Below are 24,110 nucleotides of genomic sequence, written 5' to 3' on the forward strand. Positions count from 1 at the left end.
TTGTAGAAATATGCAAGTTTGAGAACGATTATTTTATTGATAACCAGATGGTTAAATACTTTTCAAGGGGAGACTATATATAGCTCGTATCACAGCATTGAGTTTCGGGGCAGTGATATAAAGCATATCAATCAACTCACTCTCATTCATCCACAAGTCCTCCAAGTTGGACGGAATGGAAAGCCTTCCATTGCCATCCACGGTGATTACAGTCCGTTTCATGCCATTCCTCCCATTACAGGCAAATGCCCCTTGATTCGACTTTCAAAGACAGATATGTCATGGTCAAGTTTTGTGCTTGTCACCTTGGCGTATATCTGTGTTGTGGTGATATTCGTGTGACCAAGAATCTTGCTCACGCTCTCTATCGGCATACCATACTCCAAGGCTAAAACTGCCCAACTATGACGTGAGACATGAAATGATACATGCTTCTTTATACCACACATTGCAGCAACTTTCTTGATGCGCTTGTTAATGCTGTCAAGATTACCGATATTGAACAAGTGGTTGTCTTTTCTGAAAGACTTGTATCTCTCAACAATCTGCATGGGAATATCCATCAGCTTGATTTGGAACGGTACGCCTGTCTTCTGACGCTTGGACACTATCCAAGGAGCACCGTTTACCATGCTGATGTTATCTTCCGTCAAGTTCTTGATGTCGATGAAAGCTATACCTGTCCAACTGCCAAAGATAAAAAGGTCTCTCGCAAATGCCATGTTGGGGTCTTCCAACTTTATCTCAGTCATGGCGGTAAGCTCGTCCAAGGTCAAGAACTCTCGTTCCTTGTGGTCTGGATCAACGTGGTACATGGCAAACGGATTTCTCTGTATCTTGCCGTTGTAGTGTGCCGCCGTGACGATATGTTTCAGAGGTATGGAGTAAATCCAAATGGAGGACTGCGCAAGCCCTACCACATTTTTCAAGTAAAGGCAATAGTCACGGATAAACTCCTCGGTAAGCTCATTCATGGACATATCGCTGCGCTTGTACTGATACTTGATGAACTCGGCAACGTACTTTCTCACCACAAGATACTTGTTGTAAGTGTTCTTGGCTCTGTCCTTGCCTACACGTTTGGCAAAGGCAGCGTTCTCCTTGTCGAAAGCTCTGAGCAAGGTCTCGTATTCGGTGCCTATGCCTTGATAGGCGTTTCTCACCATTTCAGCAGTAACGAACGCCTCACGGTCGGAAAGTCGCTGGTAATGCTTGGCGATTTGAGCCTTGATGTTGTCAAGCGCAAAGTTCACCTCCTTGGCTTCCTTGCTCTTGCCAATGGCTCTGTTGCCCTTGGCATCCCAGATAGCCTTGGTCACGCTCTGCTTGCAACTGAACTGTGCGATTGTTCCGTTGATTGTCACTCGCCCCATGATTGGGACAATTCCATTTTTCTCCTTGCTTCCATTTACATAGAAGACTGTCTTGAAAGTGCATCTCATAATTCTTACTTTTTTGTTCGGTGCAAAATTAAACTATGAGAGTTGCATGGCAAAACCAAAACTTACGCAGAATGGAGAAGATTGAACCGCCACCGTTAAAAATGCTTATTAGGGCGTTTCCATTGGGTAATGATTTGAAAGCGTTTCTACTTCTCTAATCTGCTTTTTCCTCATTTCCTTGTCACTGCCAACTAAAGCCAACGACTGCCACAACCACTTGAAACTCAAACCAAATGCTCTATTTTGCTATTTTTTGCCTTTTTAGGCGTTCTTTTTGTTCAAAATGTAAGTTCGTTCAGTCGTGTAGCTCGCTACACTCCTTCACGCTCTTGCATTTTGACCTCAAGAATAAGCTCAAAATCTAACAAAGCTAATTTATAGCACCAGCCTATAAAGTGTAGTTTGCCAATAGGGCTAAGCAATGCCGTGAGGGCAATTCCCTCTTTCACCTTATTATATTATAAGGATTGGAGAATGAACGAAAAAAAAGTAGTATCTTTGCACGCAAATACAAAAATATGAGCAGGAGAAAGAAACCATTACCTATTTTAGAGAATGTAGAGATAGAGGCAGTAGCAGCTGAAGGCAAATGTGTGGCACACGTCAACGATATGGTGGTATTCGTACCCTTTGTTGTTCCTGGCGATGTGGTCGACCTTCAGGTGCGCAAGAAGCGCAACAGCTATTGCGAAGCCACGGTTGTCCGCTTTGTAACTTATAGCCCTAAGCGCATCAAACCAGCGTGCGAACACTTCGGCATCTGCGGTGGTTGCAAGTGGCAAAACCTACCTTACGAGGAACAACTCAAGGCTAAACAGCAACAAGTGGTTGACCAATTGACACGAATTGGTAAGATAGCCTTGCCCGAAATTACACCTATTATGGGTTCGCAACAGATATTCGAGTACCGCAACAAGCTGGAATTTGGCTGTTCTAATAAGCGTTGGTACACCAAAGAAGAACTTGAGGATCTCCCTGAAGGTGTAGGACTGGGCGAGGGCGCAATAGGTTTCCACATCACAGGAGCGTTCGACAAGATTTATCCTATCCAAAAGTGTGTCTTGATGGACGACTATTGCAACAAGGTGAGAAATGCTATTTATAGCTATGCGGTAGACAACGGACTCACATTCTACGACATTCGTGCGCAGCACGGCTTACTCCGCGACCTTATGATACGCAATTCTAATACGGGCGAGTGGATGCTTCTTGTGCAATTCCATTACGATGAGGAGGGCGACCATCAGCGTGCAATGGGCTTGATGCAATACATTGCCGACCAATTCCCCGAGATTACAGCCTTGCTCTATGTAGACAATCAGAAGGGTAACGACACTTACAACGACCTCGACCTCACTGTTTTCAAGGGTAACGACCATATTTTTGAACTGATGGAAGACCTTCGCTACAAGGTAGGTCCAAAGAGTTTCTACCAAACCAATACCGAACAGGCTTACCATCTGTACGATGTGGCTCGAAAATTTGCAGGTCTTACAGGTGAAGAACTCGTTTACGACCTTTACACAGGTACAGGTACGATAGCCAATTTCGTTGCCAAGAAGGCACGCAAAGTTGTTGGTATAGAGTATGTTCCTGAAGCTATTGAGGACGCAAAAGTAAATTCGGAGGTGAACAACATTACCAACACATTGTTCTATGCAGGCGATATGAAAGATATTCTTACCGATGATTTCGTACGCCAACACGGTCGCCCCGATGTTATCATTACCGACCCTCCACGTGCGGGAATGCACACCGATGTTATCAATGTCATACTCAATGCCCACCCTAAGCGCATTGTTTACGTCAGCTGCAACCCTGCCACACAGGCGCGCGACCTTGCTTTGCTCGATACAGCCTATAAGGTGGCAGCCGTTCAGCCTGTGGACATGTTCCCTCATACGCCACACGTTGAGAATGTAGTGTTGTTGGAAGAAAGAGTTTAAACCCAAATAAAGCATTTGTGGAAGTGTATTTTCATTATTTTACGCTCGTACAAATGCGCTAAAAAGATAGACCGATTAACCCAAATGCTTATTGGGGATTATCAAAAAAGAAAGGGTAAAAAGGCGAAGCACTGATGCTTACCTTTTTACCCTTTATGTTTTATCTTATTTGCGTGCCTTTTATTCAGCCAAAAGCTTTTCTATTTCAGCTTGAATGTTTTCTATTTTCTCTGTTGGTTCAAAACGTGCAACTACCATACCCTTCTTGTTGATAAGGAATTTTGTGAAGTTCCACTTGATGTCCGACTTAGCTTTGTAGTCTGGATCAGCTTCTGAGAGTATCTTGTCGAGAATAGGTGTGAGCTTGTGGCTTTCGTCCCAACCAGCAAAACCCTTCTGTTCTTTCAAGAAGGTGTAGAGTGGGTCGGCATCTTCACCATTCACCTTAATCTTCTTAAAGCGTGGGAACTCTGTACCATATTCCAACTTGCAGAACTCGTGAATGCTTTCGTCAGTACCAGGAGCTTGGTTGCCAAACTGATTGCAAGGGAAGTCTAATACCTCAAAACCCTGTGCGTGATACTTCTTGTATGTAGCTTCAAGCTCATCGTATGTAGGTGTGAAACCACACTTGGTAGCTGTGTTTACAATCAATAATACTTCGTTGCTAAACTCTTTCAAAGACACATCACCGCCTTTTCTATCTTTGACAGTGAAATCATAAACTGTTTTCATTTTCTTTTCTATTTTAATAATCTTCTACAATTTGTAGTAATTGCAAATATACGATTTATATTTTGAATTGCCCTAAACAAATATCTTAAAAGTCCTAAAATCTATTATAGATTTGATTTGCATCGTACTTAGAACTTTCAGTTTTTACTTTTAAGGACGGTTCTATAAATTAGCTTTGTTACATTTTGAACCGAAAAGAAGCCAAAATAAGGTGCAAAGACGAAGAAAAGCATACATCTAAACGCTTTAAAAAGCCTTTGCGGTCTAACGACCGATTTGGGTTAGAGTTTCACCTTCTTTTGTTTTCCTACGCTTTCGTTACTCATTCTGTCTAATGCTGTAACTACGTAGATGTACTTTGTGTTTCCTTCTTTATAATTGAGTTTGAGTGCGTTTGCTGTTGTTATGGCTACTATTCGTGCAGGATTGTCGGTGTCTATAGGTTCATCGGCTTCAAATTTGTACACCACATACTTCACTGCTTCGTCGTCCCACGTTTTGCTTTTTGGAGCTTTCCACATGAGGTAATATCCTTTCTCTCTCCATCTTGCCTTTACCTTTCTTGGTTTTTTAGGTGCTTTGTCATCAATAAAGGGCATTAGGGGTTGTAGGGCTGGTGTGCGCCAGTAGTTGGTTCGTAGCATTGTAGCATAATTCCCAGGGTTGTCCACTACCGATGCAGCGTACCACAGCACTGTTCCTTGTACGCTTTCGGCCTGTTGGTGCAGTCTGTGCTTTGCTGGCAACTGGTGCGAACGTGGATTTTGTGGGTCTGCATTCTTTACCGTGCGCAATACGTCCTCGCCTATATAAAGCGGTCTGTTGGCAGCGTATCTGTTCCACCACTGTATCAATTCTTTGTAGTCGGCAGCCTTATTGCCTATCTCCCAATATATCTGTGGCACGCAATAGTCTATCCAACCATTGTTCACCCACTTGAGTACATCTGCATAGAGGTCGTCATAGTTTTGCAAGCCATTGGTCTTACTGCCTATGTTAGGTGCGTTTTTCTGATTGCGATAGATGCCAAAAGGCGACACGCCAAACTTTACCCAAGGTTTTGTTTCGTGAATGGTTTCGGACAATTGTTTGATAAATCGGTCAACATTATCACGTCTCCAGTCTTGAATTTTTCCAAATCCTCCGCCGTAGTTGCTAAACTCTTTCACATCGGGAATGGTCTGTCCTTGGGCTGGATAGGGATAAAAGTAGTCGTCTATGTGCAGTCCGTCTACATCATATCGTGTAAGAATATCTTTGACGATGGTGCAGATGTAGTCTCTGTTTTCGGGTATTCCTGGGTTAAGTATCATCAGTCCATCGTACGAAAACACCTTTTGTGGTTCTTTCACAGCGATATGCGATATTGCCAATTGGTTGGTAGTTTTTGTTTTGGCTCTGTATGGATTTATCCAAGCGTGCAGTTCCATTCCTCTTTTGTGACATTGGTCTATCATCCATTGCAGTGGATCCCAATAAGGCGTAGGGGCTGTGCCTTGGCGTCCTGTAAGAAACTTGCTCCAAGGTTCGTATTTGCTGGGGTAGAGTGCATCACATTCGGCTCTTACTTGGAAGATGATGGCATTTACGCCCATCTTTTGTAGTTCGTCAAGCTGATATGTGAGTGTGTTCTGCATCTTTTCGGTTCCAAGATTTTGAAACTGTCCGTTCACACATTGTATCCACGCGCCTCTAAACTCACGTTTCTTAGTAGGGTAGGCAGCTGCGATGGCATTGCATACGCTCCATACAAGGATTAATGTGAGTAGTGTTTTCTTGATGAATTGCATATTTTTTCTTCTTTATCTTGGTTTGTCTTCCTTTTTGTTCTTTTTATTTTGCTACGTTTTTGAAGTATTGTTTATGAAATCTGCGTTCTGCTTTCAGTGCCTCATTGAGCTTTGTAGCAGGTATGAGTTTCATCATTTTGTTGTGGTATTGTTGTTCTATTTGTTTTTTCTGTATGCGCAAATTATCGGTTTGAATGATGATGTTGCGTGCTTTGGCATCGTTTGCAGGTTTTGTTTTTTGCAGTTGTCGTATGCGTTGATGAATGTTTCGTTGTTTGTTTTGCATCTCTTCGAATAGTGGGAAGAAGCGTGCTGCCTCCTTATCGGTGAGATGTGCCGTTGCAATGATATGGTGTTTCAGTTCAGCCTTGAATTTTTCTGGGTCGAACTTACATTGTGCGCTAATTGTGACAGCACAGATAGCTATGGTTAAGATAAGTGTTATTTTCTTCATTGTCTTTCTGTTCTAATTTGTTTTTAGCCTTTATGCCCCTTAGTTTTCAGCAAGATATGCGTACATCTCGTCCTCGTCTATCATCATATATTCGGCTGCGTCCTCTATTTCTTGTTGTTTTTCTTTTTGTAGTAGCTCTTTCTTTGCTTTCTGCTGTTTAGCTATTTTGTTGCCTTGTGCTGTGTTATCCTTGCCATTTATTAGGTTGAGGGTAATTGTGGCACAAGCTATAAGCCCTACCACCGATGCTGCTACGAGTAGCGGACGCATACGTCTAATAGGTTTTATGGTAACCTTGGGCTGTTGTGCCTCTGCCTTTTCCTCCTCGGCAATGCGTGCGAATATTTGCTCCGATATGTTATCGAAGTAATGTTCGTCCACCTTGAAAGGTCTTTGGTTGCCGTATTGCGTTTTGAGCTGTTCTTCTAAGTCCATAGTAGCCTTAATCTATTGGGTTGTTTCTCTTGTTTGTATATATGATGTATCAACAATGCTAAGGTTTAATTGGTTTGGTGTTTTATTGATATTTTTTGATGTATTCTGTTATTTTCTGTACTGCAATGTGGTACGATGCTTTGAGTGCTCCCTCGCTTGTTCCCAATATTTGGTGCATTTCGCTGTACTTTTTTTCGTCATAATAGCGCATTATGAATACAGCTCGTTGTACTTCTGGTAGTGTAGCGATAGCCTCTTGCAGTAGGGCTTGGCCTCTATCTCCGTCAAAATATTCGTCCGACATTAGTCGTTGTGCCACTCCGCTTTGTTCTTCGTCTATATTTGCTTTGTTAGTGGTCTTGTTCCGTCTCAGAAAGTCTAACGACTCGTTTATGGCTATGCGGTATAGCCACGTTGATATTTTAGATTTTCCTTGAAATTCGGCAATGTTTTTCCACGCTTTTAGGAAGGTGTTTTGCAACACATCGTCAGCGTCATCGTGTGTGAGCACGAAACTTCTAATTTTCCAATATAGCGGTTTACTATATTCGTTTACCAATAGTGCAAATGCCTTTTGGCGTTGGTTTGGGTTTGCAAGCTGTTCTAATAGCTTTTCTTCATCTATTTGCCCCACAAGTTATGGATATGGATAGCTGAATAAAAAAATCTTATCTTATAAATATTTTTCTCACAACGTTGCCCACCTTTACTATATAGCAGCCCCTTGGTAGGCCAAGGTTGTAGCGTTTGTCCTGTCCTTCTACCTTGATGCTCATTACTCTAACGCCTGTAACGTTGTAGATGTACAGCATTTCATCGTTAGCCCCTTCGATGTGCAACACAGAGCCCGAAACCGAGATGGTTACAGCGTTAAAATCTTGGTCGATAAGTTCCAATGATGTTTTTGCCATTACTTCGTGAGGCATCACAAAGCTAATGGTAGCCAAAGCTAAGAGGAGTGTAAATATTTTCTTTTTCATACCGCTATATTCTTTTATTGTTCATTGTCGTTGTGGGGGGAGATTTGGGCTTTCGCCTTATCCATTTCCACTATCTATTTGTATGCAAAGATACAATTTTTATTTCATCAGGTGATATATATGATTATATTTAGAGCGTTTTTTTAATATAATTTAAAGCTTTCCGCCCTCCCTTTTCTCTACTATTTATACACATCTCTCGTTAACAAAGCTATTGCCAAAAGAAGCTCTCTTTTGAAATAGATATTAATGTGAGCAAAGCCCCTACACTTTGCCGTGTATAGAAAATTTGAAATTCCCATAACGGAACTAATTTTTAAGTTATTCAAGATGAGTATAAACAATTGCTTTTTTCGGTCTGTGTGTTGTGTTGAGAACGCCTTATTATTTCTTCCGAAATACACAATACATCATCTTTATGGGCTGGTTATAAATAGAACAATCTGCCGAACGATAAAATGTCTGTTCCCGTATTTGTAAGCTGTTGGTTATAAGTGTGTTATGTTTTTGATGTAAAACATATATGTTTGACAATGCAAAAGCTATATGTTTTGCCCTATCAAAGTTGAACTTTGACCGTGTCAAACCTATATGTTTTGCTTTCCGAAAGTTGTGCTTTTACAACGTGGTAATAAATAGGCGAATGTTCTATTTGGGCTGGTTCTATAAATTAGCTTTGTTAGATTTTGAGCTTATTTTTGAGGTCAAAATGCAAGAGCGTGAAGGAGTGTAGCGAGCTACACGACTGAACGAACTTACATTTTGAACCAGAAAGGAGCCAAAAGATAACAAAACGTATTTCATAAAAATTTAATGACGATATGCGGTGGTAATTTATAGAACCAGCCTTTGACGATTAACGTTTCTTTTGCTCCGTATTTCATCTCTTTTTTGTAACTTTGCAGCATTATGTTGAAGAAGATTTTTAAATATATTCGCTGGATAGTCGCAATGCTATTTATTTCGTCTATCTTGGCAGTTGTGGCTTATCGGTTTATCCCCGTTTACTTCACACCGCTGATGTTTTCGCGCTGTTTTGATCAGATAGACAAGGGCGAAGATGTGAAACTTTACCATACGTGGATACCGCTTGCGGAGATGCCAAAGTCGATGCCCGTAGCTGTGATAGCGAGCGAAGACCAACGCTTTTTGCAGCATCACGGCTTTGATTATCAAGCCATTGAGGCTGCGGCACTTGACCATTTGGAAGGCGGCAAAAAGTTGCGTGGAGGTAGCACCATTTCGCAGCAAACTGCCAAGAATGTGTTTCTATGGCAAGGGCGTTCGTGGGTGCGCAAAGGCTTAGAGGCTTATTTCACGTTTTTGATAGAAATCCTTTGGAGCAAGGAACGCATAATGGAGGTGTACCTCAACTCGATAGAGATGGGCGACGGCATCTATGGTGTGCAAGCTGTGGCAGAGCAAAACTTTGATGTAGATGCGAAAAATCTTACCCGAAGCGATTGTGCGCTTATTGCTGCCACACTGCCCAATCCTCGCCGCTTCTCGTCTAAAACCCCTGGCCCATATATGCGCAAGCGTCTCCGCCAAGTGGAGCAACAGATGCGTCACATACCTGCTTTTAAACCATAAGATTGTAAGATGGAAAACGAAAAGATAACGCAACTGTTGACACAGTTGAACGACAATCAGCGTGCAGCTGTAGCGTATTGCAGCGGGGCATCGTTGGTTATTGCTGGAGCAGGGTCGGGCAAGACACGTGTGCTGACCTACAAGATAGCCTATCTCATTTTGTCGGGCGTACCGCCTTATCGTATTCTTGCGCTCACCTTTACCAATAAGGCAGCAAAGGAGATGAAGGCACGTATAGCAACGTTGGTAGAGGGCGAGGCGGCACGTAGCCTATATATGGGTACGTTCCACTCTGTTTTTTCACGCATATTGCGTGTTGAGGCGCATCACATAGGCTATAATGGCAACTTTACCATATATGATGAAACCGACTCACGCTCGTTGCTCAAGACCATTGTCAAAGCTATGGGGTTGGACGATAAATTGTACAAGCCTGCCACAGTACACGGGCGCATATCAATGGCTAAAAACAATCTTGTTTCGCCCGTAGCTTATGCCAACGACCCCTCCATAAAAGAGCGCGACCGCTTTGCTAAAATATCGGCTATGCCACAGATATATGAGGCTTATCAAGCTCGATTGCGCCAAGCCAACGCAATGGATTTTGACGATTTGCTCTATAATACCTATCGCTTGTTGAAAGAAAATGCGGAGGTACGGGCTAAGTATGCTGCCCACTTCCAATACATCTTGGTAGACGAGTATCAAGACACCAACTTTGTGCAAGTGGAGATTGTAAAACTCTTGGCGCAAGAACACCAACGTGTGTGTGTGGTGGGCGACGACTATCAGAGCATTTACTCGTTCCGTGGGGCTAATATCGACAATATCTTAGGTTTCCAAAACGCATTCGACAAGGTACAAGTGTTCAAGTTGGAACGCAATTACCGCTCGACACAAAAGATAGTGGAAGCTGCCAATTCGCTAATGAAGCACAACGCACAGCAAATTCCAAAAGACGTATATTCTAAGGAGAGCGAGGGCAGACGGATAAGTTACAAACCTTGTTACAGCGACAAGGAGGAGGCAATGGTGGTAACAAAGGAGATAAACCGATTGCGCCGAGGAGAGGGGTATGATTATGATAATTTTGCAATACTCTATCGCACCAATGCCCAAAGTCGTAGCTTTGAGGACGAATTTCGTAAAAATGCTGTACCTTATAAGGTATATGGTGGACTTTCGTTTTACCAGCGTAAGGAGATAAAAGACATTATTGCCTACTTCCGATTGGTGGCAAATCCTAACGATGAAGAGGCTTTTAAGCGCATTGTAAACTATCCTGCACGTGGCATTGGCGAAACCACTGTGGCTAAAGTGGTGATGTGTGCCACAGAAAACAAGGTGAGTTTGTGGGAGGCAGTAACCAAGGCTGAATACTACGGACTGAATGTGAGCAAAGCCACACTGAATAAGTTGAAGGCTTTTGCCGACCTTATCACCTCCTTTATCCAGCAATTGGCAGTAACAGACGCCTACACCTTAGGTTCGGAAATTATCACACAGAGCGGTATTGCAGCCGACTTGAACAAGGGGTCTGAGCCTGACGACCTTGCAAGGCGTGAGAATATGGAAGAGTTTCTTGCAGGTTTGCAAGCCTTTGTTGACGAGAATAGCGAGACAGGGCGTGAGGGCGAAACCTTCCTTACCGACTATCTGCAAGAAGTAGCCTTGTATTCCGATTTGGATAAGGCGGACGATGATGCACCAAAGGTTACACTGATGACCATTCACGCTGCAAAGGGATTGGAGTTTCCTGTGGTGTTTGTGGTGGGATTGGAGGAAAACATCTTCCCAAGTATGATGTCGGTAGGGTCGAGAAGAGCGATAGAAGAGGAACGCCGCCTGCTTTATGTAGCCATAACACGTGCGGAGAAATTGTGCTATCTCACCAATTGTAAGAACCGCTATCGTTTTGGTAAGATGGAGTTTAACAACCCCAGTCGCTTCCTACGAGATATAGACCCACGTTATTTGGATACCGATGAGGCTTTTGCAGCGGTGCAGAGTAGCGGCAGAATGCCTTGGGATAAGCCTTCGGGAGGCGATAACTTTCGCGATTATGAGCCTAACAAACCTTACACGGGCAGTAGGTCGTGGGGGCAAGACAGCGGACGAATGGGGGGCAGATGGCAGAACGACAATCCTGTGGCATCGCAGTTTAAGGCTGACCCACAACCTAAGATAACGCAGCGAAAAGTGGCTGAACAGGCAGTAGACCCATTGTCGGCACGTACCAAGGCGCAACTCTTGCGTGAAGGAGGTAACTTCCGTAAACTTTCTTCTGCTATTGCGAATGGCGGACGAACCTTGTCTGCACCTTCCGAAACAAATGGCGGAGGCGCAGCAATGGTAAACGGACTGAAAGAAGGGGTCATGATAGAGCATCAACGCTTCGGCGTTGGCAAGGTGTTAGCACTTGAGGGGGTAGGCGAAAATGCAAAAGCCACGGTGGAATTTCGCAATGCTGGCACAAAGCAGTTGTTGCTGAAGTTTGCGAAATTTAAGGTGCTGTAAGGCTGAACTATTGTTTTTTTTTATGGCTTTTTAGTGGTTTTGTCGGACCTGTCGGACCTGTCGGACTTGTCCGACCCGTCCGACCCGTCCGACAGAATCGATTAACCCTATTCTTTAAAGTACGCCTTTATTGCTTCCAACTTTTCCATTGCAGCCGCTCTGCCAAGTTCGTAGGTGTGTTGCATATCGTCAGGATTGTGCGATATTCGCCCTATTGATAATGTTTCTTTTGGTCTGATTACAAGTGCGTTGCCAGCTTCTTCCTGTTGACGTACGTATAAGGTTTCCGCATTGTACATATTGTGTCGGTTTGCCATAGCCTCAATCATGCGTGGATAATGTCTTAACGACCATTTTATAAGCGGCATCATTGAAACAGGCTTTTTCACATAATCTAAAGGTTGGGTAAGAATAACGAGGTTGCGGTCGTACCCCTGTTGCTCGAAGAATTGCAAAGGAATAGAGTCGGTCATTCCACCATCGAGCAAGCGTTTGCCATTGAGGCGTACAATCTTCGAAATCATTGGCATAGAGGCAGACGCACGTATGTATTCCAACATTTCATAGTTGGCTTCCATCAAGCATTTGTATTCTGCTTTACCCGTTCCTACGTTTGATACCACTGCCCAAAACTCCATTGGATTGTTGTTGTAGGCTTCAAAGTCGAACTTGTCAAGTTGGGTTGGGATATGATGGTAATCGTACTCGCCGCCGAAGAAATCGCCTGTAAGCAATAGCGAACGATAAGAGGCGTAACGCCAATCCTTGGCAAAACGCTTGTTGTAACGTATGACCCTGCCTATTTGTCCCGACTTGATATTGCAGCCGAAAGCAGCACCTGCCGATACGCCAACGATGCCATCAAAGGTGATGCCCTGTTCCATTAATACATCTGTAATACCTGCCGAAAACAAGCCACGCATTGCACCTCCCTCTAATACTAATCCTTTTTTCATACGCACAAAGGTACGGCTTTTTGCGCAGAGCAAATAAAAGATGGGTATAAAAAGTAGAGATGGGAAAACAAATTAATAGTGCAAAAATCACAAAAACACCTGTATTTTTGTATTAATTGCGCTTGTCTTAGGGGTAAAATATAATTATTAGAAAAATTAACACTTATAATTTGTAATATGTTCAATTCGGCTTTATCTTTGTAGCGAATAAAGAAATAGAACAATTTAAATACAAAAAACATTATGAAGAAATATGAATGTGAAACCTGTGGTTATGTATATGACCCAGAAGTAGGTGATCCAGACGGTGGTATCGCACCAGGTACAGCTTTTGAAGATATTCCTGAAGATTGGGTTTGCCCTCTTTGTGGAGTTGGTAAGGACGATTTCGTAGTAGTAGAAGAGTAATCTTTTTCAAATCACAGAATATACTAAGGAGAGTAGGTCAGTAATGGCTTACTCTTTTTTCTGTGCTTTGATTGGCGGAAAATGGTGTGTTGAGGAGTTAAACCCAAATCGGTCGTCGGACTTGTCGGACCAGTCGGACTTGTCGGACGTGTCAGACGTGTCGGACGTGTCAGACAAGTCCGACTGGTCCGACAAGTCCGACGACCGATTTGGGTTAAAAAGCTAACCTCTTGCTATCTTAAATCGATAACTTCAGCCGATGGTGCATCACTTTGTTTGAAGCGGAATGTATTATCGCTCTGATTTACAGCACGGAAGTTGCGTATGCTGATGGTAGTCCACTTGCCGCCTTGCAACATCTTTATCTGTGTGGGCTGATAGTTCTTCGCCACCTTTATATATAGTTGTTGTACGCTGCGCGAACGGTTTGTGGCTTTGAGCGTAATGTTGTAGGTTGCGCCTGCTTTTTGCATACTCATTGTGTACCCCGACTTGTACATTGTGATGAACGAGTAGGGGTTCATTGCCATTCGTTGTGCCTCGGTTGGGGTAGAAACATTCACCTCGTTGGTGCTTTTCATATAGCTCCATTGGGTTCTGCCGTCAAACCAGACGGTGGCTTGAGGTGTTACTGCCTTGAATTTACTTCCCTTGATGGCAAGTTTGCCTGAGGTTGTGCCGTAGCCTCCGCCCGATATAGTGAAGTTGGCAGATGCACCGCCACGGCGTCCTACTACGCTTGCTACCTTATTTAATACGGCTTTCGCCTGTGCGGCAGATTGTGCAAACGCACTTGTACAGAGCAATAATGCTATGGCAAGAATAATATTTTTCTTTGTTTTCATACGTCTTGAAGTTTTTATTAGATCAGTCGGACCAGTCGGACCAGTCGGACCAGTCAGACCAGTCAGACTAGTCAGACGTGTCCGACAAGTCCGACAGGTCTGACATTTCTGATGGGCTAAAGCTCTAATTATATTTTACGTTCGATGAAGGGTGGCGAACAAAGCCTCTAAGCTAACCTCGTCGCCTATCAATACTTCACGAGGCTTTGAACCTTGGGCTGCACCTACGATACCAGCCTTTTCCATCTGGTCCATTAGTCGTCCAGCTCTGTTATAGCCTATTGCAAAGCGTCTTTGTATCATACTCGTTGACCCTTGTTGGTTTAAGACAATGGCACGAGCTGCCTCTTCGAAGAGTGGGTCTATATTTTGATCGTCCAAACCACCACCAGCAACGCTTCCGTCTTCGGCCAGTGGTTCAGGAATTTCCAATGGTGCGACTGGTCCTGGTTGGTCGGCAATAAACTTAGTGACGTTCTCTACCTCTGGTGTATCTACAAATGCACACTGCACACGTATAGGCTCGCCACCGTTAAGGTAGAGCATATCGCCTCGTCCAACAAGCTGTTGAGCTCCAGGACGGTCGAGAATAATGCGTGAGTCCATCATCGCTCCCACACGGAAAGCAATGCGTCCTGGGAAGTTGGCTTTGATGTTACCTGTAATGATTGAGGTAGTTGGACGCTGTGTAGCGATAATCATATGAATACCTACGGCACGTGCCAACTGTGCAATACGGGTGATAGGCATCTCTATTTCCTTACCCGCAGTGAGAATAAGGTCTCCAAACTCGTCGATGATGACTACCATATAAGGCATAAACTCGTGACCATCGGTGAGGCGGAGCTGATGTGTGAGAAACTTTTTGTTGTATTCCTTGATGTTGCGAGCACCTGCTGCCTTGAGCATATCATAACGTTTGTCCATCAAGACACAGAGACCTTTAAGCGTTTTCACCACCTTTTGCACGTCAGTGATGATAGGTTCGTCCTCGTTCTCTTCCACTGCCGCCATAAAAGGTTTGGCAATGGGGGCGTAAACACTAAATTCCACCTTCTTAGGGTCGACTAAGACGATTTTTAAGTCGTTCGGGTGTTTCTTATAGAGTAATGATGTGATGATAGCATTTAGACCTACTGACTTTCCTTGACCCGTAGCACCTGCCACAAGGAGGTGAGGTATCTTAGCCAAGTCTACCATATATACATCATTGGTGATGGTTTTTCCCAAGGCAATGGGCAGCTCCATTGTGCTATCTTGGAACTTTCGTGAGTTCAAGATAGAATACATCGACACGATAGATGGTTTTGCGTTTGGCACTTCTATACCAATTGTGCCCTTTCCAGGCATCGGTGCGATGATACGAATACCAATGGCAGCAAGGCTGAGTGCAATATCATCCTCAAGATTTTTTATCTTTGAAATTCTCACACCTTGAGCTGGCGTAATCTCGTAGAGCGTAATGGTAGGACCAACGGTGGCTCTAATGCTTCTGATTTGTACACCGAAGTCGCTCAAGACCTTGATAATGCGGTTCTTATTCGCCTCTAACTCTTCTTTATCAACATAGTTTACTTGTTTGTCAGAATCGTATTCTTTGAGCAAACTAAGTGTTGGATACTTCCATTTGGTGAAAGGTTCGTGTGGGTTGATTGGTGTAGAGAGGTCGGAAGTGTTGGCTACTGTCTTGCCTGAGGCTTGTTCCTCTTGCTTTGGCATATTAACGGTCATGCCCACAGCCTCGTTCTTTTCTTTTCTAACCTTTGCCTCTTTCACAGCCAATTGCGATTCCTCTGTAACGTTATCCTCTAAAAATTCGACCGTTTGAGGTTCAACGCTAAGAAAGTCTTCCACTTCTTTTTCGTCCCCAATGATGGTTTCGGGAGTTTCTGTAGATTGATTTCCATTGTGTCGAACCACGGTAAACTTCACCTTATCGCGCAAGTATCCCACAGGATTGAGCATCTTTCGGATAATGGTGATGGTTTCTGAAGTGAGGTAAGTGAGAAAGGCTATCATCACAATACTCAACAATGCGATGAGCCCGGGCGAACCAATCATATTCTCTACCGTTTCTACAATATACGCACCATGGTCGCCTCCAGGGTTAAAGATTTGCTCGCCCATCAATGGCGTAAAGGCTTTTGAGAACGTAATGGAGCACCAAATCATCGTCAAAGCTGAACCGAAAAACCATTTCCATAGCCGTATTTTTTCGTAAGCCTTGATAAGTTTTACACCACAGATGGTAATATAGAAAGGAATGATGAATGCTGCCAATCCAAAACAACGTGCGATGAGGAAGTAAGACAACAATGCGCCCACCGACCCACAATCGTTTTGAAATTCTTTGGTCGTATTTTGTATCTCCCCTGGACGAAGCGACATTACCAAACTTTGGTCGGCTTGACCTGTAGAAAGATAACTGAAAAATGCAATATAGATATAAAGGGCAAGACAGAGGAGTACCAATCCAAATACAAATCCAGTCTTGTCATTGATAATATAATTGAGTCCGAGCGCTTCACTAAATGTCTTAGATTTCTGCTCCTTTTTTTTCTTTGCCATCAACGATTTCTTTATTTATGTGCAAAAGTAGTAAAAAATAACCATATACTCGGATATAATTTCAGAAGTTTTTTCTAATTTTGCAAATCGAAACAAGTAGAAATGATAACTAAATTATTTAACAAATTCGATAAGAAGCGTATTCCTGAATTGCCTCGAGTATTATTTCCAGGACGTATTGTTGTGGTACTCAACGAGGCAGAGGCCGAGAAAGCAGTGAATTACTTGCTCGCTTCCGACATCATAGGTATAGATACAGAAACTCGCCCTGTGTTTCGCAAAGGTCAGCATCACAAGGTGGCGTTGCTTCAAGTGGCTACACGAGATATATGCTTTCTGTTTCGGCTTAATATCATTGGTGTTCCGCCTTGCCTCATTAGGTTGTTGGAAGACAAAACTGTAACAAAAGTGGGTTTATCGCTCCACGACGACTTTATGATGTTGCAAAAGCGAGTGTCTTTTAACAAGGGAAAATTCATTGATTTACAGGATATTGCGAAAGACTTTGGTATAGAAGACCTTAGTTTGCAAAAGCTCTATGCCAACCTTTTTCACGAGCGTATAGCCAAGCGAGAACAACTGTCCAATTGGGAAGCTCCAATTCTACTTGACAAACAAAAGAATTATGCTGCAACAGATGCGTGGGCTTGTATTATGATATACGAACGACTGATGCTGTTGAAGCAAACCAATAGTTACGAAATAATAAAGGTGGCAGAGCCAGAACCTCAACAAGAAGTTGCGAAAAATGAGGGTGAAGCACCTGCACAATGACAATAGAAAGGCAAAGAAATGTACAAACAGATATATTTAAAGAAAGGTAAGGAAGACAGCCTATTGCGCAAGCACCCTTGGGTGTTCTCTGGTGCGATTGCAGGAATGGACGATGGTATCGAAGAGGGCGAAGTGGTGCGTGTGTTGACACGTAGTGGCGACTTCATAGGTGTGGGTCATTACCAAATAGGAAGCATCACTGTACGTATTCTTTCGTTCAGCGATGTGAAGATAGATGCCCATTTTTGGGAAAGCCGACTTGCTGCTGCCTTAGCTGTGCGAGAGGCCATAGGCGTGGTCAGACCTGAAGAAAGCGTTGCCAATAAGTCGTTGACCATCAATAATACTTACCGACTTGTACACGGAGAGGGCGACAACTTGCCAGGACTGATTGTAGATGTGTACGACAAAACCTGTGTGGTTCAGGCACACTCGGTAGGTATGCACGTGTTCAGACACGACATCGCAAATGCGCTCAAGGCTGTTATGGGCGACAGAATTGAAAGTATATATTACAAGAGCGAGACCACACTGCCTTTCAAAGCCGACCTCGGACAAGAAAACGGATTTATTCTTGGCAAGACAGACAATAACGTTGCGATAGAGAATGGTCTAAAGTTCCACATCGACTGGTTGAAAGGTCAAAAGACAGGCTTCTTTGTTGATCAACGTGAAAACCGCAGTTTGTTAGAGTTTTATGCTAAAGGACGCAGCGTGCTAAATATGTTCTGCTACACAGGAGGTTTCTCTGTTTACGCTATGCGTGGAGGTGCCGAATTGGTTCACTCGGTAGACAGTTCGGCAAAGGCTGTGGAACTGACCAATGCCAATATAGCTCTGAACTTCCCTAACGACACCCGTCACGCCGCATACTGCGAAGATGCTTTCAAATACCTCGATGCCAATAACGACAAATACGACCTTATTGTGCTCGACCCACCTGCTTTTGCCAAGCATCGTTCGGCATTAAAGAATGGTTTACGTGGCTATACTCGTCTCAATGTGAAGGGCTTTGAGAAGATAAAGAAGGGTGGTATTCTCTTCACATTTAGCTGTTCACAAGTTGTTACCAAGGAACAATTCCGTCAAGCAGTATTCACCGCAGCGGCACAAACAGGACGAAAGGTGCGCATACTGCACCAAATTCATCAGCCTGCCGACCACCCGATCAATATCTATCACCTTGAGGGCGAATATCTAAAGGGATTGGTTCTGTATGTGGAATAAGGTAGAACAATACATCAAGGAGCATCAATTGCTCAACAAACAACAACGCTACATTGTTGGTCTCTCAGGTGGGGCTGACAGTGTAGCGTTGTTGGTTTTATTACACAAGCTCGGCTACCAAGTTGAGGCTGCACATTGTAATTTCAAACTACGAGGCAAGGAAAGCGAAAGAGACGAAGAATACTGCAAGAAACTCTGTCATCAGTTGGCTCTGCCTATACATATTGTGCATTTCGATACAGCTGTTTATGCCGAATTGCATAAGGTGAGTATTGAGATGGCTGCACGCAAATTGCGCTATCGCTATTTCGAACAATTGCGAAAGGATATTCACGCTTCGGGCATCTGTATAGCCCATCATCGTGACGACTCCATCGAAACCATCTTGATGAACATCGTACGTGGCACAGGACTAAAAGGACTGATGGGCATACGTCCACGCAATGGTTACATTCTCCGACCCTTGCTCTGTTGTACACGTAACGAAATAGAAGCCTACGTGCAAGATGTTGGAATAGAATACGTTACCGATAGTTCGAATATGGTGGACGATGTGAAACGAAACAAGGTGCGCCTGAATGTTGTTCCTCAACTCAAAACGCTCAATCCCTCGTTTGATGAGGCAATGATGAAGATGGTAAACCACGTTGAGGAGGCAGAAAAGATAATCCACCAATCTATCTATACCGCCTTGCAAACAATGGTGTGTGTGGAAGGAGATATGCCGTTGTGGTTAGAAACCTTAAAGCAGGGTAGGGGAAGTGTGACTTTGCCCAACTTCACGTTGCGTATAGACAAACTCACCGCATACGTTTCGCCCGAATACCTTTTATATTATGTGCTTTCGCCCTATGGATTTAACGCCACACAGACCGAACTTATCGCCCAATCGCTTACTGGGCAAACGGGTAAATCGTGGGTGTCCGACCATTTTGAGGTTGTAATAGACAGAACCCAACTCCTTGTTGCTAAGCGTGAAACTGTGCAGCAAAAGGCGATGAAAATTCCTGAAACGGGCAAATACATTTACTCCGAAGCATTGTCTATCCGCATTACAGAAGAACAAGTTGATGAAGGTTTCGAAATTCCTAAAGCATTGCATACCATTGCTTTAGACAAGCAAAAGGTTGCTTTTCCCCTCCTTCTTCGCCCCATTAAGCAAGGCGACCGCTTTACGCCCTTTGGTATGCGTGGCTCAAAGCTCGTTTCCGACTTCCTCACCGACCAAAAAGTAGATGCGCTCACTAAGCGCAAACAATTGGTTTTGGTAGATGCTATGGATACTATACTTTGGGTTGTGGGCAGACGAATGAGCGATAAAGCAAGGATAGGCAGCGCAACAAAAGCCGTTTACCGCTTAGTGGTAGAATAAAGAAAAGATTATCAGATAAGTTTTGACTAGTCTGACTAGTCCGACCCGTCCGACCCGTCCGACCCGTCCGACAGAATAAAAAACAAAAAGTAAATACAAAACTATGGCTATTATAAAATCAGCAAGAGGAAAGTCGCCAAAATGGGGCGAACGTTGTTATTTCTCAGAAAATGCCACATTGGCTGGCGACATTACGATGGGCGACGATTGCTCCGTGTGGTTTGGTGCGGTATTGCGTGCCGATGTAGATGCTATTCGTATGGGTTCGCAAGTGAATGTGCAAGATTTGGCGTGCATACACCAATCGGAAGGACATCCCGTAATTATAGAAGATGGCACAAGCATTGGTCATTCGGCTGTAATCCACGCAGCCACCATTCGCAAGAATGCCCTCGTAGGTATGAATGCCACCGTGTTAGACGATGTCGAAGTGGGCGAAAACTCGGTTGTGGCAGCAGGTGCAGTAGTGCTTCAAGGCACAATTATTCCTCCTAACGAGATATGGGGCGGTATTCCTGCACGCCGCATCAAGGCTGCCAAAGCAGGTCAATCACGCCTTTATGCTGACCATTATCTTTATATAAAGAAGTGGTACGAGGAGGAAGAAAGTGAATAAATAGCAGCTGAAAATAACCTAATCAATACTATATGGCATTAGAAAACATTGAAGAGTATCAATATGTAGAAAGCAGAGTAGAAGTTGTGAAAAATATCTATTCGTTTTATTCTTATCTCAAGAGCGAAGATGAAAAAGAAAGAAATTGGGCAATAAATTATCTTAATAGTGCCATTCTTTTTGTTGTTGAGACATTTGGAGATACTTTATTATTTGCTCCTTGTTGTTATTGTGGGTTTAAGAATAATTCGATGGAAGCTTATTCTAAAGTTTCTCGGTTTAGACAAGAGGCAAAAGATAATTTAATAAATCATAATTTATATTCTGAAATCAAAGATGAAACCATTCTCGCTAAATTTAATATTTTCATTAAAGAATTTGGTGTAGCTGAAAAACAAAATAGTTTTTTAATTCCTAATGGACTAAAAGTAAGTGATTTACTTTCTTCTCATCAATCTTATTTTATTTGTCCAACACATTGTAGTGGACAAAAGCCAAAAGCTTGGAAAAGCTTCTTGGACAATAATATTATGGCAATAGGTTGGAAAAATAAAGATTATACCAATTTTACACCAGATGAAATTGCAAATGAATATGAACATAGTGATAAAAAGGCTATTGGACCTTTCAGATTGATGAAGCAAATTAAAAGTGGCGACATTGTTTGCTGTACGAATAACAATCATGGCATTTTTGGTATTGGTGTGGCATTATCGTCTTATAAATATAAAGAGAATATACATTATGCAGGTAGCAAAGAAAATATGAAGTGCTACTATTCTCATTATGTAGATGTTGCGTGGCTTTGTTATGCAAAGCGTGGCTATATGCGGACTAACCTTTTTAATGTGAAAAAAGCTGAAAAACAATGGACTCCTCATGGAACATTGAGTGTAAAGAATTATATTCCTCATTACATAAAAGATTATCTTTTGAGGGCAAGAACTACTAACGATGTAGAAAATAAAAATGATGAAACAGCAGAAAATGTTCTTCTGTTGCGAGACTTGCTTTTAAAAAATCATAATCTTGTCCTCACAGGCGCACCCGGTACTGGTAAAACCTACTTAGCGAAAGCGATAGCAAAGGCAATGAATGATGAAGAGGGAGTAACGAATGAAATGGAAATGGTACAATTCCACCCCTCATACGACTACACCGACTTCGTAGAAGGATTGCGCCCAAAAGAAGATGATAATGGTAATATAGGTTTTGAACGCAAGGACGGAGTGTTTAAAACATTCTGTAAAAAGGCACTTAAAGAAAATAACTTTGAAAGTAATTTTGATGAAATTTACCAACAATATATAGACATTCTTCTTGATGAAGAAGAACGTGAGCTTAAAACGCTTGTGCATCATAAACCATTCAGAATTACTGTTAATTCAAAAAATAATATTACGGTTTATACTTCTAAAACACAATTTGTAGTGTTAAAAGAAGTGATTAGACAATATATTGAGGAAGGAAACATTGTTGATTGGAAACCTTATGCTACTGCTATTGGCGAAGATATACGTGCTACTTTTCCTGAATTGCGTGTTAAGGAGAACTGCAACAATATAGAAAAGAATTATATTTTCATCATTGATGAAATCAATCGTGGCGATATATCTAAAATCTTTGGCGAGCTATTTTTCTCTATCGACCCTAATTATCGTGGCATAGAAGGAAGGGTTACTACCCAATATCAAGATTTAGTGCCTGAAGGCGATGTGTTCAAAGAAGGCTTCTTTGTACCCGAAAATGTTTATATCATAGGTACAATGAACGACATTGACCGCAGTGTGGAGAGTATGGATTTTGCAATGCGCCGCCGCTTTACGTGGAAAGAAATCACAGCCGATATGAGTGCAGAGAATATGGATATTACGGGCGATGTGCGCCGTGCGATGGACAACCTTAACGTTGCTATTCTTGAAACCGAAGGTTTGAGCAGTGCATTCCAAATAGGCGGAGCATACTTTAAGGACGTTACCAATTTGGAGGATTTGTGGAATTTGCACCTTGAAAGTCTATTGCACGAATATCTAAGAGGAATGTCCGATGCAGAAAGCAAGTTAGAAAAGTTGAAAAAAGCCTACTTTACACAAACCGATGGCGAGGATACGAACGACGGACAATAATTGTGGAACTCCGATAGACAGCACGGCTGTTGCCGACTTGTTGCCTTATAGCGGTGTGAAGATTGCCGAAATCAACTCCGACCTACACCCAGACGTGCTTATCTTTCCGCAATGCTTGGGCTGTAAAAATGGCGACGAGATAGAGCAATCGGTCATTTATCGTGTGGTGGGCAAGGAGCTGCATACTACCAACATTGCAGGTTTTCTTAGCATTGGCAACACGCAGATGGCTATAAGTTCACGTTTTACACAGGAGAGCGACAAAGACTATTTCCTTCACTATCTGCTGCAACGAGTAATGGGTATAAACATCGTAGATTTTAAAGCGCAAAGCGACAAAGAAAACATTTACGATCTTTTGCCCTATCTTTTTCCGCATCTCTTGCTCAATGCCTTACAACAAGGTATTTACAAGGAATATTGCACCCGCAATTACAACGACAGCAAGGTGAAAGGCACTGTTGATATAGCTCGCCATATCAAGCTTAATCAGCCTTTTCGGGGCAATATAGCCTATCGAGTGCGAGAATACGCATACGACAACCGCATCACTCAACTTATAAGATACACCATTGAGCATATTTCGCGAGGAATGTCGAAGGCGGTATTGCATAGCAACAAAGAAATAGAAGCGGCGGTGAAAACCATTCAGCAAGCCACTCCTTCGTACGATGGCAAGTCGTTGCAGCGTGTGCTTGGTGCAAATATGCGTTCTGTTGGGCAACCCTATTTTTCTCATTATATCCCTTTACAACGTTTATGCTTAATGATATTGCGCCATAGCCGAGTGTCGTTTGGCACAGACGCACAGCAGCTTAAAGGAATACTCTTTGATGTGGCGTGGCTTTGGGAAGAACATCTTGCCCTGTTGCTTCGTCCTAAGGGCTTTAAACATCCTCAAAACAGGTCAGGAAAAGGCGGTATGGACGTTTTTTCATCACTTACCGATGCAATACCGAATAAGCGTTTCTATCCTGACTTTTGGAAAGAGGGTGTTATACTTGATGCAAAATATAAACGAATGGAAAAAGAAGAAGGGCGATACAGCATTGGTGCAGCCGACCTTCATCAGCTTATTTCTTATCTTTACATCACTCGTTCCACTTGTGGAGGCTTCGTTCTCCCCTCTACAAGGCAAACGGCTTTGTACGATTATGGCTGTTTGCAAGGCTATGGAGGCAACATTTCTCTTTTATCGCTTCGTATTCCGCAAACTGCCAATACCTTTGATGAATTTGAAAAGCAAATGAAAGTTGAGGAAGAAAAGTTGAAAGCGAGTTTGCAAAATATAGCGTAAACGAAGATAATTGGATTACAAACATTTTA

At 42.9% G+C, this 24,110-nt stretch carries 23 protein-coding genes; 11 read left to right on the plus strand and 12 right to left on the minus strand.

Features of this window, described 5'->3' with window-relative positions; genetic code table 11:
• Positions 1–51 precede the first annotated feature (51 nt).
• The 3 genes from CZ367_RS16000 to CZ367_RS15635 all read right to left on the minus strand — a co-directional run bounded on the left by CZ367_RS16000 (position 52) and on the right by CZ367_RS15635 (position 1,891).
• The gene (locus tag CZ367_RS16000) at positions 52–222 is read right to left on the minus strand and encodes a hypothetical protein (RefSeq protein ID WP_154669344.1); all 171 of its coding nucleotides are present in this window, start codon (positions 220–222) and stop codon (positions 52–54) included.
• The gene (locus CZ367_RS13395) at positions 219–1,442 is read right to left on the minus strand and encodes a site-specific integrase (protein ID WP_084793528.1); all 1,224 of its coding nucleotides are present in this window, start codon (positions 1,440–1,442) and stop codon (positions 219–221) included. Before CZ367_RS13395 ends, CZ367_RS16000 begins: the two co-directional genes overlap by 4 nt.
• A gap of 311 nt (positions 1,443–1,753) precedes the next feature.
• On the minus strand, positions 1,754–1,891 hold the full coding sequence (locus CZ367_RS15635; RefSeq protein ID WP_154669345.1) for a hypothetical protein: 138 nt from the start codon (positions 1,889–1,891) through the stop codon (positions 1,754–1,756).
• A 69-nt stretch (positions 1,892–1,960) separates the two neighbouring features.
• Between CZ367_RS15635 and rlmD the strand changes: the two genes are divergently transcribed.
• On the plus strand, positions 1,961–3,388 hold the full coding sequence (rlmD, locus tag CZ367_RS13400) for a 23S rRNA (uracil(1939)-C(5))-methyltransferase RlmD (RefSeq protein ID WP_077197261.1): 1,428 nt from the start codon (positions 1,961–1,963) through the stop codon (positions 3,386–3,388).
• A 180-nt stretch (positions 3,389–3,568) separates the two neighbouring features.
• On the opposite strand, the gene CZ367_RS13405 is transcribed toward rlmD, so the two are convergent.
• From CZ367_RS13405 to CZ367_RS13430, 6 genes are all read right to left on the minus strand, one after another.
• Positions 3,569–4,123 carry a glutathione peroxidase gene (locus CZ367_RS13405; RefSeq protein ID WP_077197262.1) on the minus strand — a complete coding sequence of 185 codons (555 nt, stop codon included), beginning with the start codon at positions 4,121–4,123 and terminating at the stop codon, positions 3,569–3,571.
• A gap of 281 nt (positions 4,124–4,404) precedes the next feature.
• Positions 4,405–5,913: a glycoside hydrolase family 10-like protein gene (locus CZ367_RS13410; RefSeq protein ID WP_084793529.1), complete on the minus strand. Its 1,509-nt coding sequence runs from the start codon at positions 5,911–5,913 to the stop codon at positions 4,405–4,407.
• A gap of 43 nt (positions 5,914–5,956) precedes the next feature.
• Positions 5,957–6,367 (minus strand): hypothetical protein, encoded by a 411-nt coding sequence (locus CZ367_RS13415; RefSeq protein WP_077197263.1) that lies wholly within the window; start codon positions 6,365–6,367, stop codon positions 5,957–5,959.
• A gap of 39 nt (positions 6,368–6,406) precedes the next feature.
• Positions 6,407–6,802, minus strand: a complete 396-nt coding sequence (locus CZ367_RS13420; protein ID WP_077197264.1) for a hypothetical protein — start codon at positions 6,800–6,802, stop codon at positions 6,407–6,409.
• An 82-nt stretch (positions 6,803–6,884) separates the two neighbouring features.
• Entirely contained in the window at positions 6,885–7,436 is a 552-nt protein-coding gene (locus tag CZ367_RS13425; RefSeq protein ID WP_077197265.1) for an RNA polymerase sigma factor, read from the minus strand.
• A gap of 34 nt (positions 7,437–7,470) precedes the next feature.
• Positions 7,471–7,782 carry a T9SS type A sorting domain-containing protein gene (locus tag CZ367_RS13430; protein WP_077197266.1) on the minus strand — a complete coding sequence of 104 codons (312 nt, stop codon included), beginning with the start codon at positions 7,780–7,782 and terminating at the stop codon, positions 7,471–7,473.
• A 909-nt stretch (positions 7,783–8,691) separates the two neighbouring features.
• Here CZ367_RS13430 and mtgA point away from each other — a divergent pair.
• Positions 8,692–9,375, plus strand: coding sequence for a monofunctional biosynthetic peptidoglycan transglycosylase (gene mtgA, locus CZ367_RS13435; protein WP_077197267.1), 684 nt, complete (start codon positions 8,692–8,694; stop codon positions 9,373–9,375).
• Positions 9,376–9,384: 9 nt separating this feature from the next.
• A complete protein-coding gene (locus CZ367_RS13440) occupies positions 9,385–11,892 on the plus strand; it encodes an ATP-dependent helicase (protein WP_077197268.1) in 2,508 nt (835 codons plus the stop codon).
• 107 nt (positions 11,893–11,999) lie between these two features.
• Here CZ367_RS13440 and CZ367_RS13445 read toward each other — a convergent pair whose 3' ends face one another.
• Entirely contained in the window at positions 12,000–12,848 is an 849-nt protein-coding gene (locus CZ367_RS13445; RefSeq protein ID WP_077197269.1) for a patatin-like phospholipase family protein, read from the minus strand.
• A gap of 243 nt (positions 12,849–13,091) precedes the next feature.
• Here CZ367_RS13445 and rd point away from each other — a divergent pair, with 243 nt between their 5' ends.
• Both rd and CZ367_RS15275 read left to right on the plus strand, forming a co-directional pair.
• Entirely contained in the window at positions 13,092–13,256 is a 165-nt protein-coding gene (gene rd / locus CZ367_RS13450; protein WP_077197270.1) for a rubredoxin, read from the plus strand.
• A 43-nt stretch (positions 13,257–13,299) separates the two neighbouring features.
• Positions 13,300–13,482 carry a hypothetical protein gene (locus tag CZ367_RS15275; protein WP_144006002.1) on the plus strand — a complete coding sequence of 61 codons (183 nt, stop codon included), beginning with the start codon at positions 13,300–13,302 and terminating at the stop codon, positions 13,480–13,482.
• Positions 13,483–13,489: 7 nt separating this feature from the next.
• Here the strand turns inward: CZ367_RS15275 and CZ367_RS13455 are convergent, their stop codons facing one another.
• Both CZ367_RS13455 and CZ367_RS13460 read right to left on the minus strand, forming a co-directional pair.
• The gene (locus tag CZ367_RS13455) at positions 13,490–14,101 is read right to left on the minus strand and encodes an outer membrane lipoprotein periplasmic chaperone LolA1 (RefSeq protein WP_077197271.1); all 612 of its coding nucleotides are present in this window, start codon (positions 14,099–14,101) and stop codon (positions 13,490–13,492) included.
• A 135-nt stretch (positions 14,102–14,236) separates the two neighbouring features.
• On the minus strand, positions 14,237–16,669 hold the full coding sequence (locus CZ367_RS13460; RefSeq protein WP_077197272.1) for an FtsK/SpoIIIE family DNA translocase: 2,433 nt from the start codon (positions 16,667–16,669) through the stop codon (positions 14,237–14,239).
• A gap of 102 nt (positions 16,670–16,771) precedes the next feature.
• On the opposite strand from CZ367_RS13460, the gene CZ367_RS13465 reads away from it, so the two are divergent.
• From CZ367_RS13465 to CZ367_RS13490, 6 genes are all read left to right on the plus strand, one after another.
• Positions 16,772–17,443 (plus strand): 3'-5' exonuclease, encoded by a 672-nt coding sequence (locus CZ367_RS13465; RefSeq protein ID WP_077197273.1) that lies wholly within the window; start codon positions 16,772–16,774, stop codon positions 17,441–17,443.
• A gap of 18 nt (positions 17,444–17,461) precedes the next feature.
• Entirely contained in the window at positions 17,462–18,670 is a 1,209-nt protein-coding gene (locus CZ367_RS13470; protein ID WP_077197274.1) for a class I SAM-dependent rRNA methyltransferase, read from the plus strand.
• Complete coding sequence (tilS, locus tag CZ367_RS13475) at positions 18,660–20,042, plus strand: tRNA lysidine(34) synthetase TilS (RefSeq protein ID WP_077197275.1); 1,383 nt, start codon at positions 18,660–18,662, stop codon at positions 20,040–20,042. The genes CZ367_RS13470 and tilS overlap by 11 nt, the downstream gene beginning before the upstream one ends.
• A 103-nt stretch (positions 20,043–20,145) precedes the next feature.
• Entirely contained in the window at positions 20,146–20,658 is a 513-nt protein-coding gene (locus CZ367_RS13480; protein ID WP_077197276.1) for a gamma carbonic anhydrase family protein, read from the plus strand.
• Positions 20,659–20,690: 32 nt separating this feature from the next.
• Entirely contained in the window at positions 20,691–22,784 is a 2,094-nt protein-coding gene (locus CZ367_RS16335) for an McrB family protein (RefSeq protein WP_077197277.1), read from the plus strand.
• A complete protein-coding gene (locus CZ367_RS13490; protein WP_077197278.1) occupies positions 22,756–24,081 on the plus strand; it encodes an McrC family protein in 1,326 nt (441 codons plus the stop codon). The genes CZ367_RS16335 and CZ367_RS13490 overlap by 29 nt, the downstream gene beginning before the upstream one ends.
• The last annotated feature ends 29 nt before the right edge of the window (positions 24,082–24,110 follow it).

This window comes from Prevotella ihumii (genome assembly GCF_900155655.1).
GTDB classification, from domain to species: Bacteria; Bacteroidota; Bacteroidia; order Bacteroidales; family Bacteroidaceae; genus Prevotella; species Prevotella ihumii.

What these genes read in the sequence shown, in the direction of transcription:
- CZ367_RS16000 (WP_154669344.1), bottom strand. Translation starts at nt 222, where the DNA reads ATGAAACGGACTGTAATCACCGTGGATGGCAATGGAAGGCTTTCCATT.
- CZ367_RS13395 (WP_084793528.1), bottom strand. Translation starts at nt 1,442, where the DNA reads ATGAGATGCACTTTCAAGACAGTCTTCTATGTAAATGGAAGCAAGGAG.
- rlmD (WP_077197261.1), top strand. Translation starts at nt 1,961, where the DNA reads ATGAGCAGGAGAAAGAAACCATTACCTATTTTAGAGAATGTAGAGATA.
- CZ367_RS13405 (WP_077197262.1), bottom strand. Translation starts at nt 4,123, where the DNA reads ATGAAAACAGTTTATGATTTCACTGTCAAAGATAGAAAAGGCGGTGAT.
- CZ367_RS13410 (WP_084793529.1), bottom strand. Translation starts at nt 5,913, where the DNA reads ATGCAATTCATCAAGAAAACACTACTCACATTAATCCTTGTATGGAGC.
- CZ367_RS13415 (WP_077197263.1), bottom strand. Translation starts at nt 6,367, where the DNA reads ATGAAGAAAATAACACTTATCTTAACCATAGCTATCTGTGCTGTCACA.
- CZ367_RS13420 (WP_077197264.1), bottom strand. Translation starts at nt 6,802, where the DNA reads ATGGACTTAGAAGAACAGCTCAAAACGCAATACGGCAACCAAAGACCT.
- CZ367_RS13430 (WP_077197266.1), bottom strand. Translation starts at nt 7,782, where the DNA reads ATGAAAAAGAAAATATTTACACTCCTCTTAGCTTTGGCTACCATTAGC.
- mtgA (WP_077197267.1), top strand. Translation starts at nt 8,692, where the DNA reads ATGTTGAAGAAGATTTTTAAATATATTCGCTGGATAGTCGCAATGCTA.
- CZ367_RS13440 (WP_077197268.1), top strand. Translation starts at nt 9,385, where the DNA reads ATGGAAAACGAAAAGATAACGCAACTGTTGACACAGTTGAACGACAAT.
- CZ367_RS13445 (WP_077197269.1), bottom strand. Translation starts at nt 12,848, where the DNA reads ATGAAAAAAGGATTAGTATTAGAGGGAGGTGCAATGCGTGGCTTGTTT.
- rd (WP_077197270.1), top strand. Translation starts at nt 13,092, where the DNA reads ATGAAGAAATATGAATGTGAAACCTGTGGTTATGTATATGACCCAGAA.
- CZ367_RS15275 (WP_144006002.1), top strand. Translation starts at nt 13,300, where the DNA reads ATGGCTTACTCTTTTTTCTGTGCTTTGATTGGCGGAAAATGGTGTGTT.
- CZ367_RS13455 (WP_077197271.1), bottom strand. Translation starts at nt 14,101, where the DNA reads ATGAAAACAAAGAAAAATATTATTCTTGCCATAGCATTATTGCTCTGT.
- CZ367_RS13460 (WP_077197272.1), bottom strand. Translation starts at nt 16,669, where the DNA reads ATGGCAAAGAAAAAAAAGGAGCAGAAATCTAAGACATTTAGTGAAGCG.
- CZ367_RS13465 (WP_077197273.1), top strand. Translation starts at nt 16,772, where the DNA reads ATGATAACTAAATTATTTAACAAATTCGATAAGAAGCGTATTCCTGAA.
- CZ367_RS13470 (WP_077197274.1), top strand. Translation starts at nt 17,462, where the DNA reads ATGTACAAACAGATATATTTAAAGAAAGGTAAGGAAGACAGCCTATTG.
- tilS (WP_077197275.1), top strand. Translation starts at nt 18,660, where the DNA reads ATGTGGAATAAGGTAGAACAATACATCAAGGAGCATCAATTGCTCAAC.
- CZ367_RS13480 (WP_077197276.1), top strand. Translation starts at nt 20,146, where the DNA reads ATGGCTATTATAAAATCAGCAAGAGGAAAGTCGCCAAAATGGGGCGAA.
- CZ367_RS16335 (WP_077197277.1), top strand. Translation starts at nt 20,691, where the DNA reads ATGGCATTAGAAAACATTGAAGAGTATCAATATGTAGAAAGCAGAGTA.
- CZ367_RS13490 (WP_077197278.1), top strand. Translation starts at nt 22,756, where the DNA reads ATGGCGAGGATACGAACGACGGACAATAATTGTGGAACTCCGATAGAC.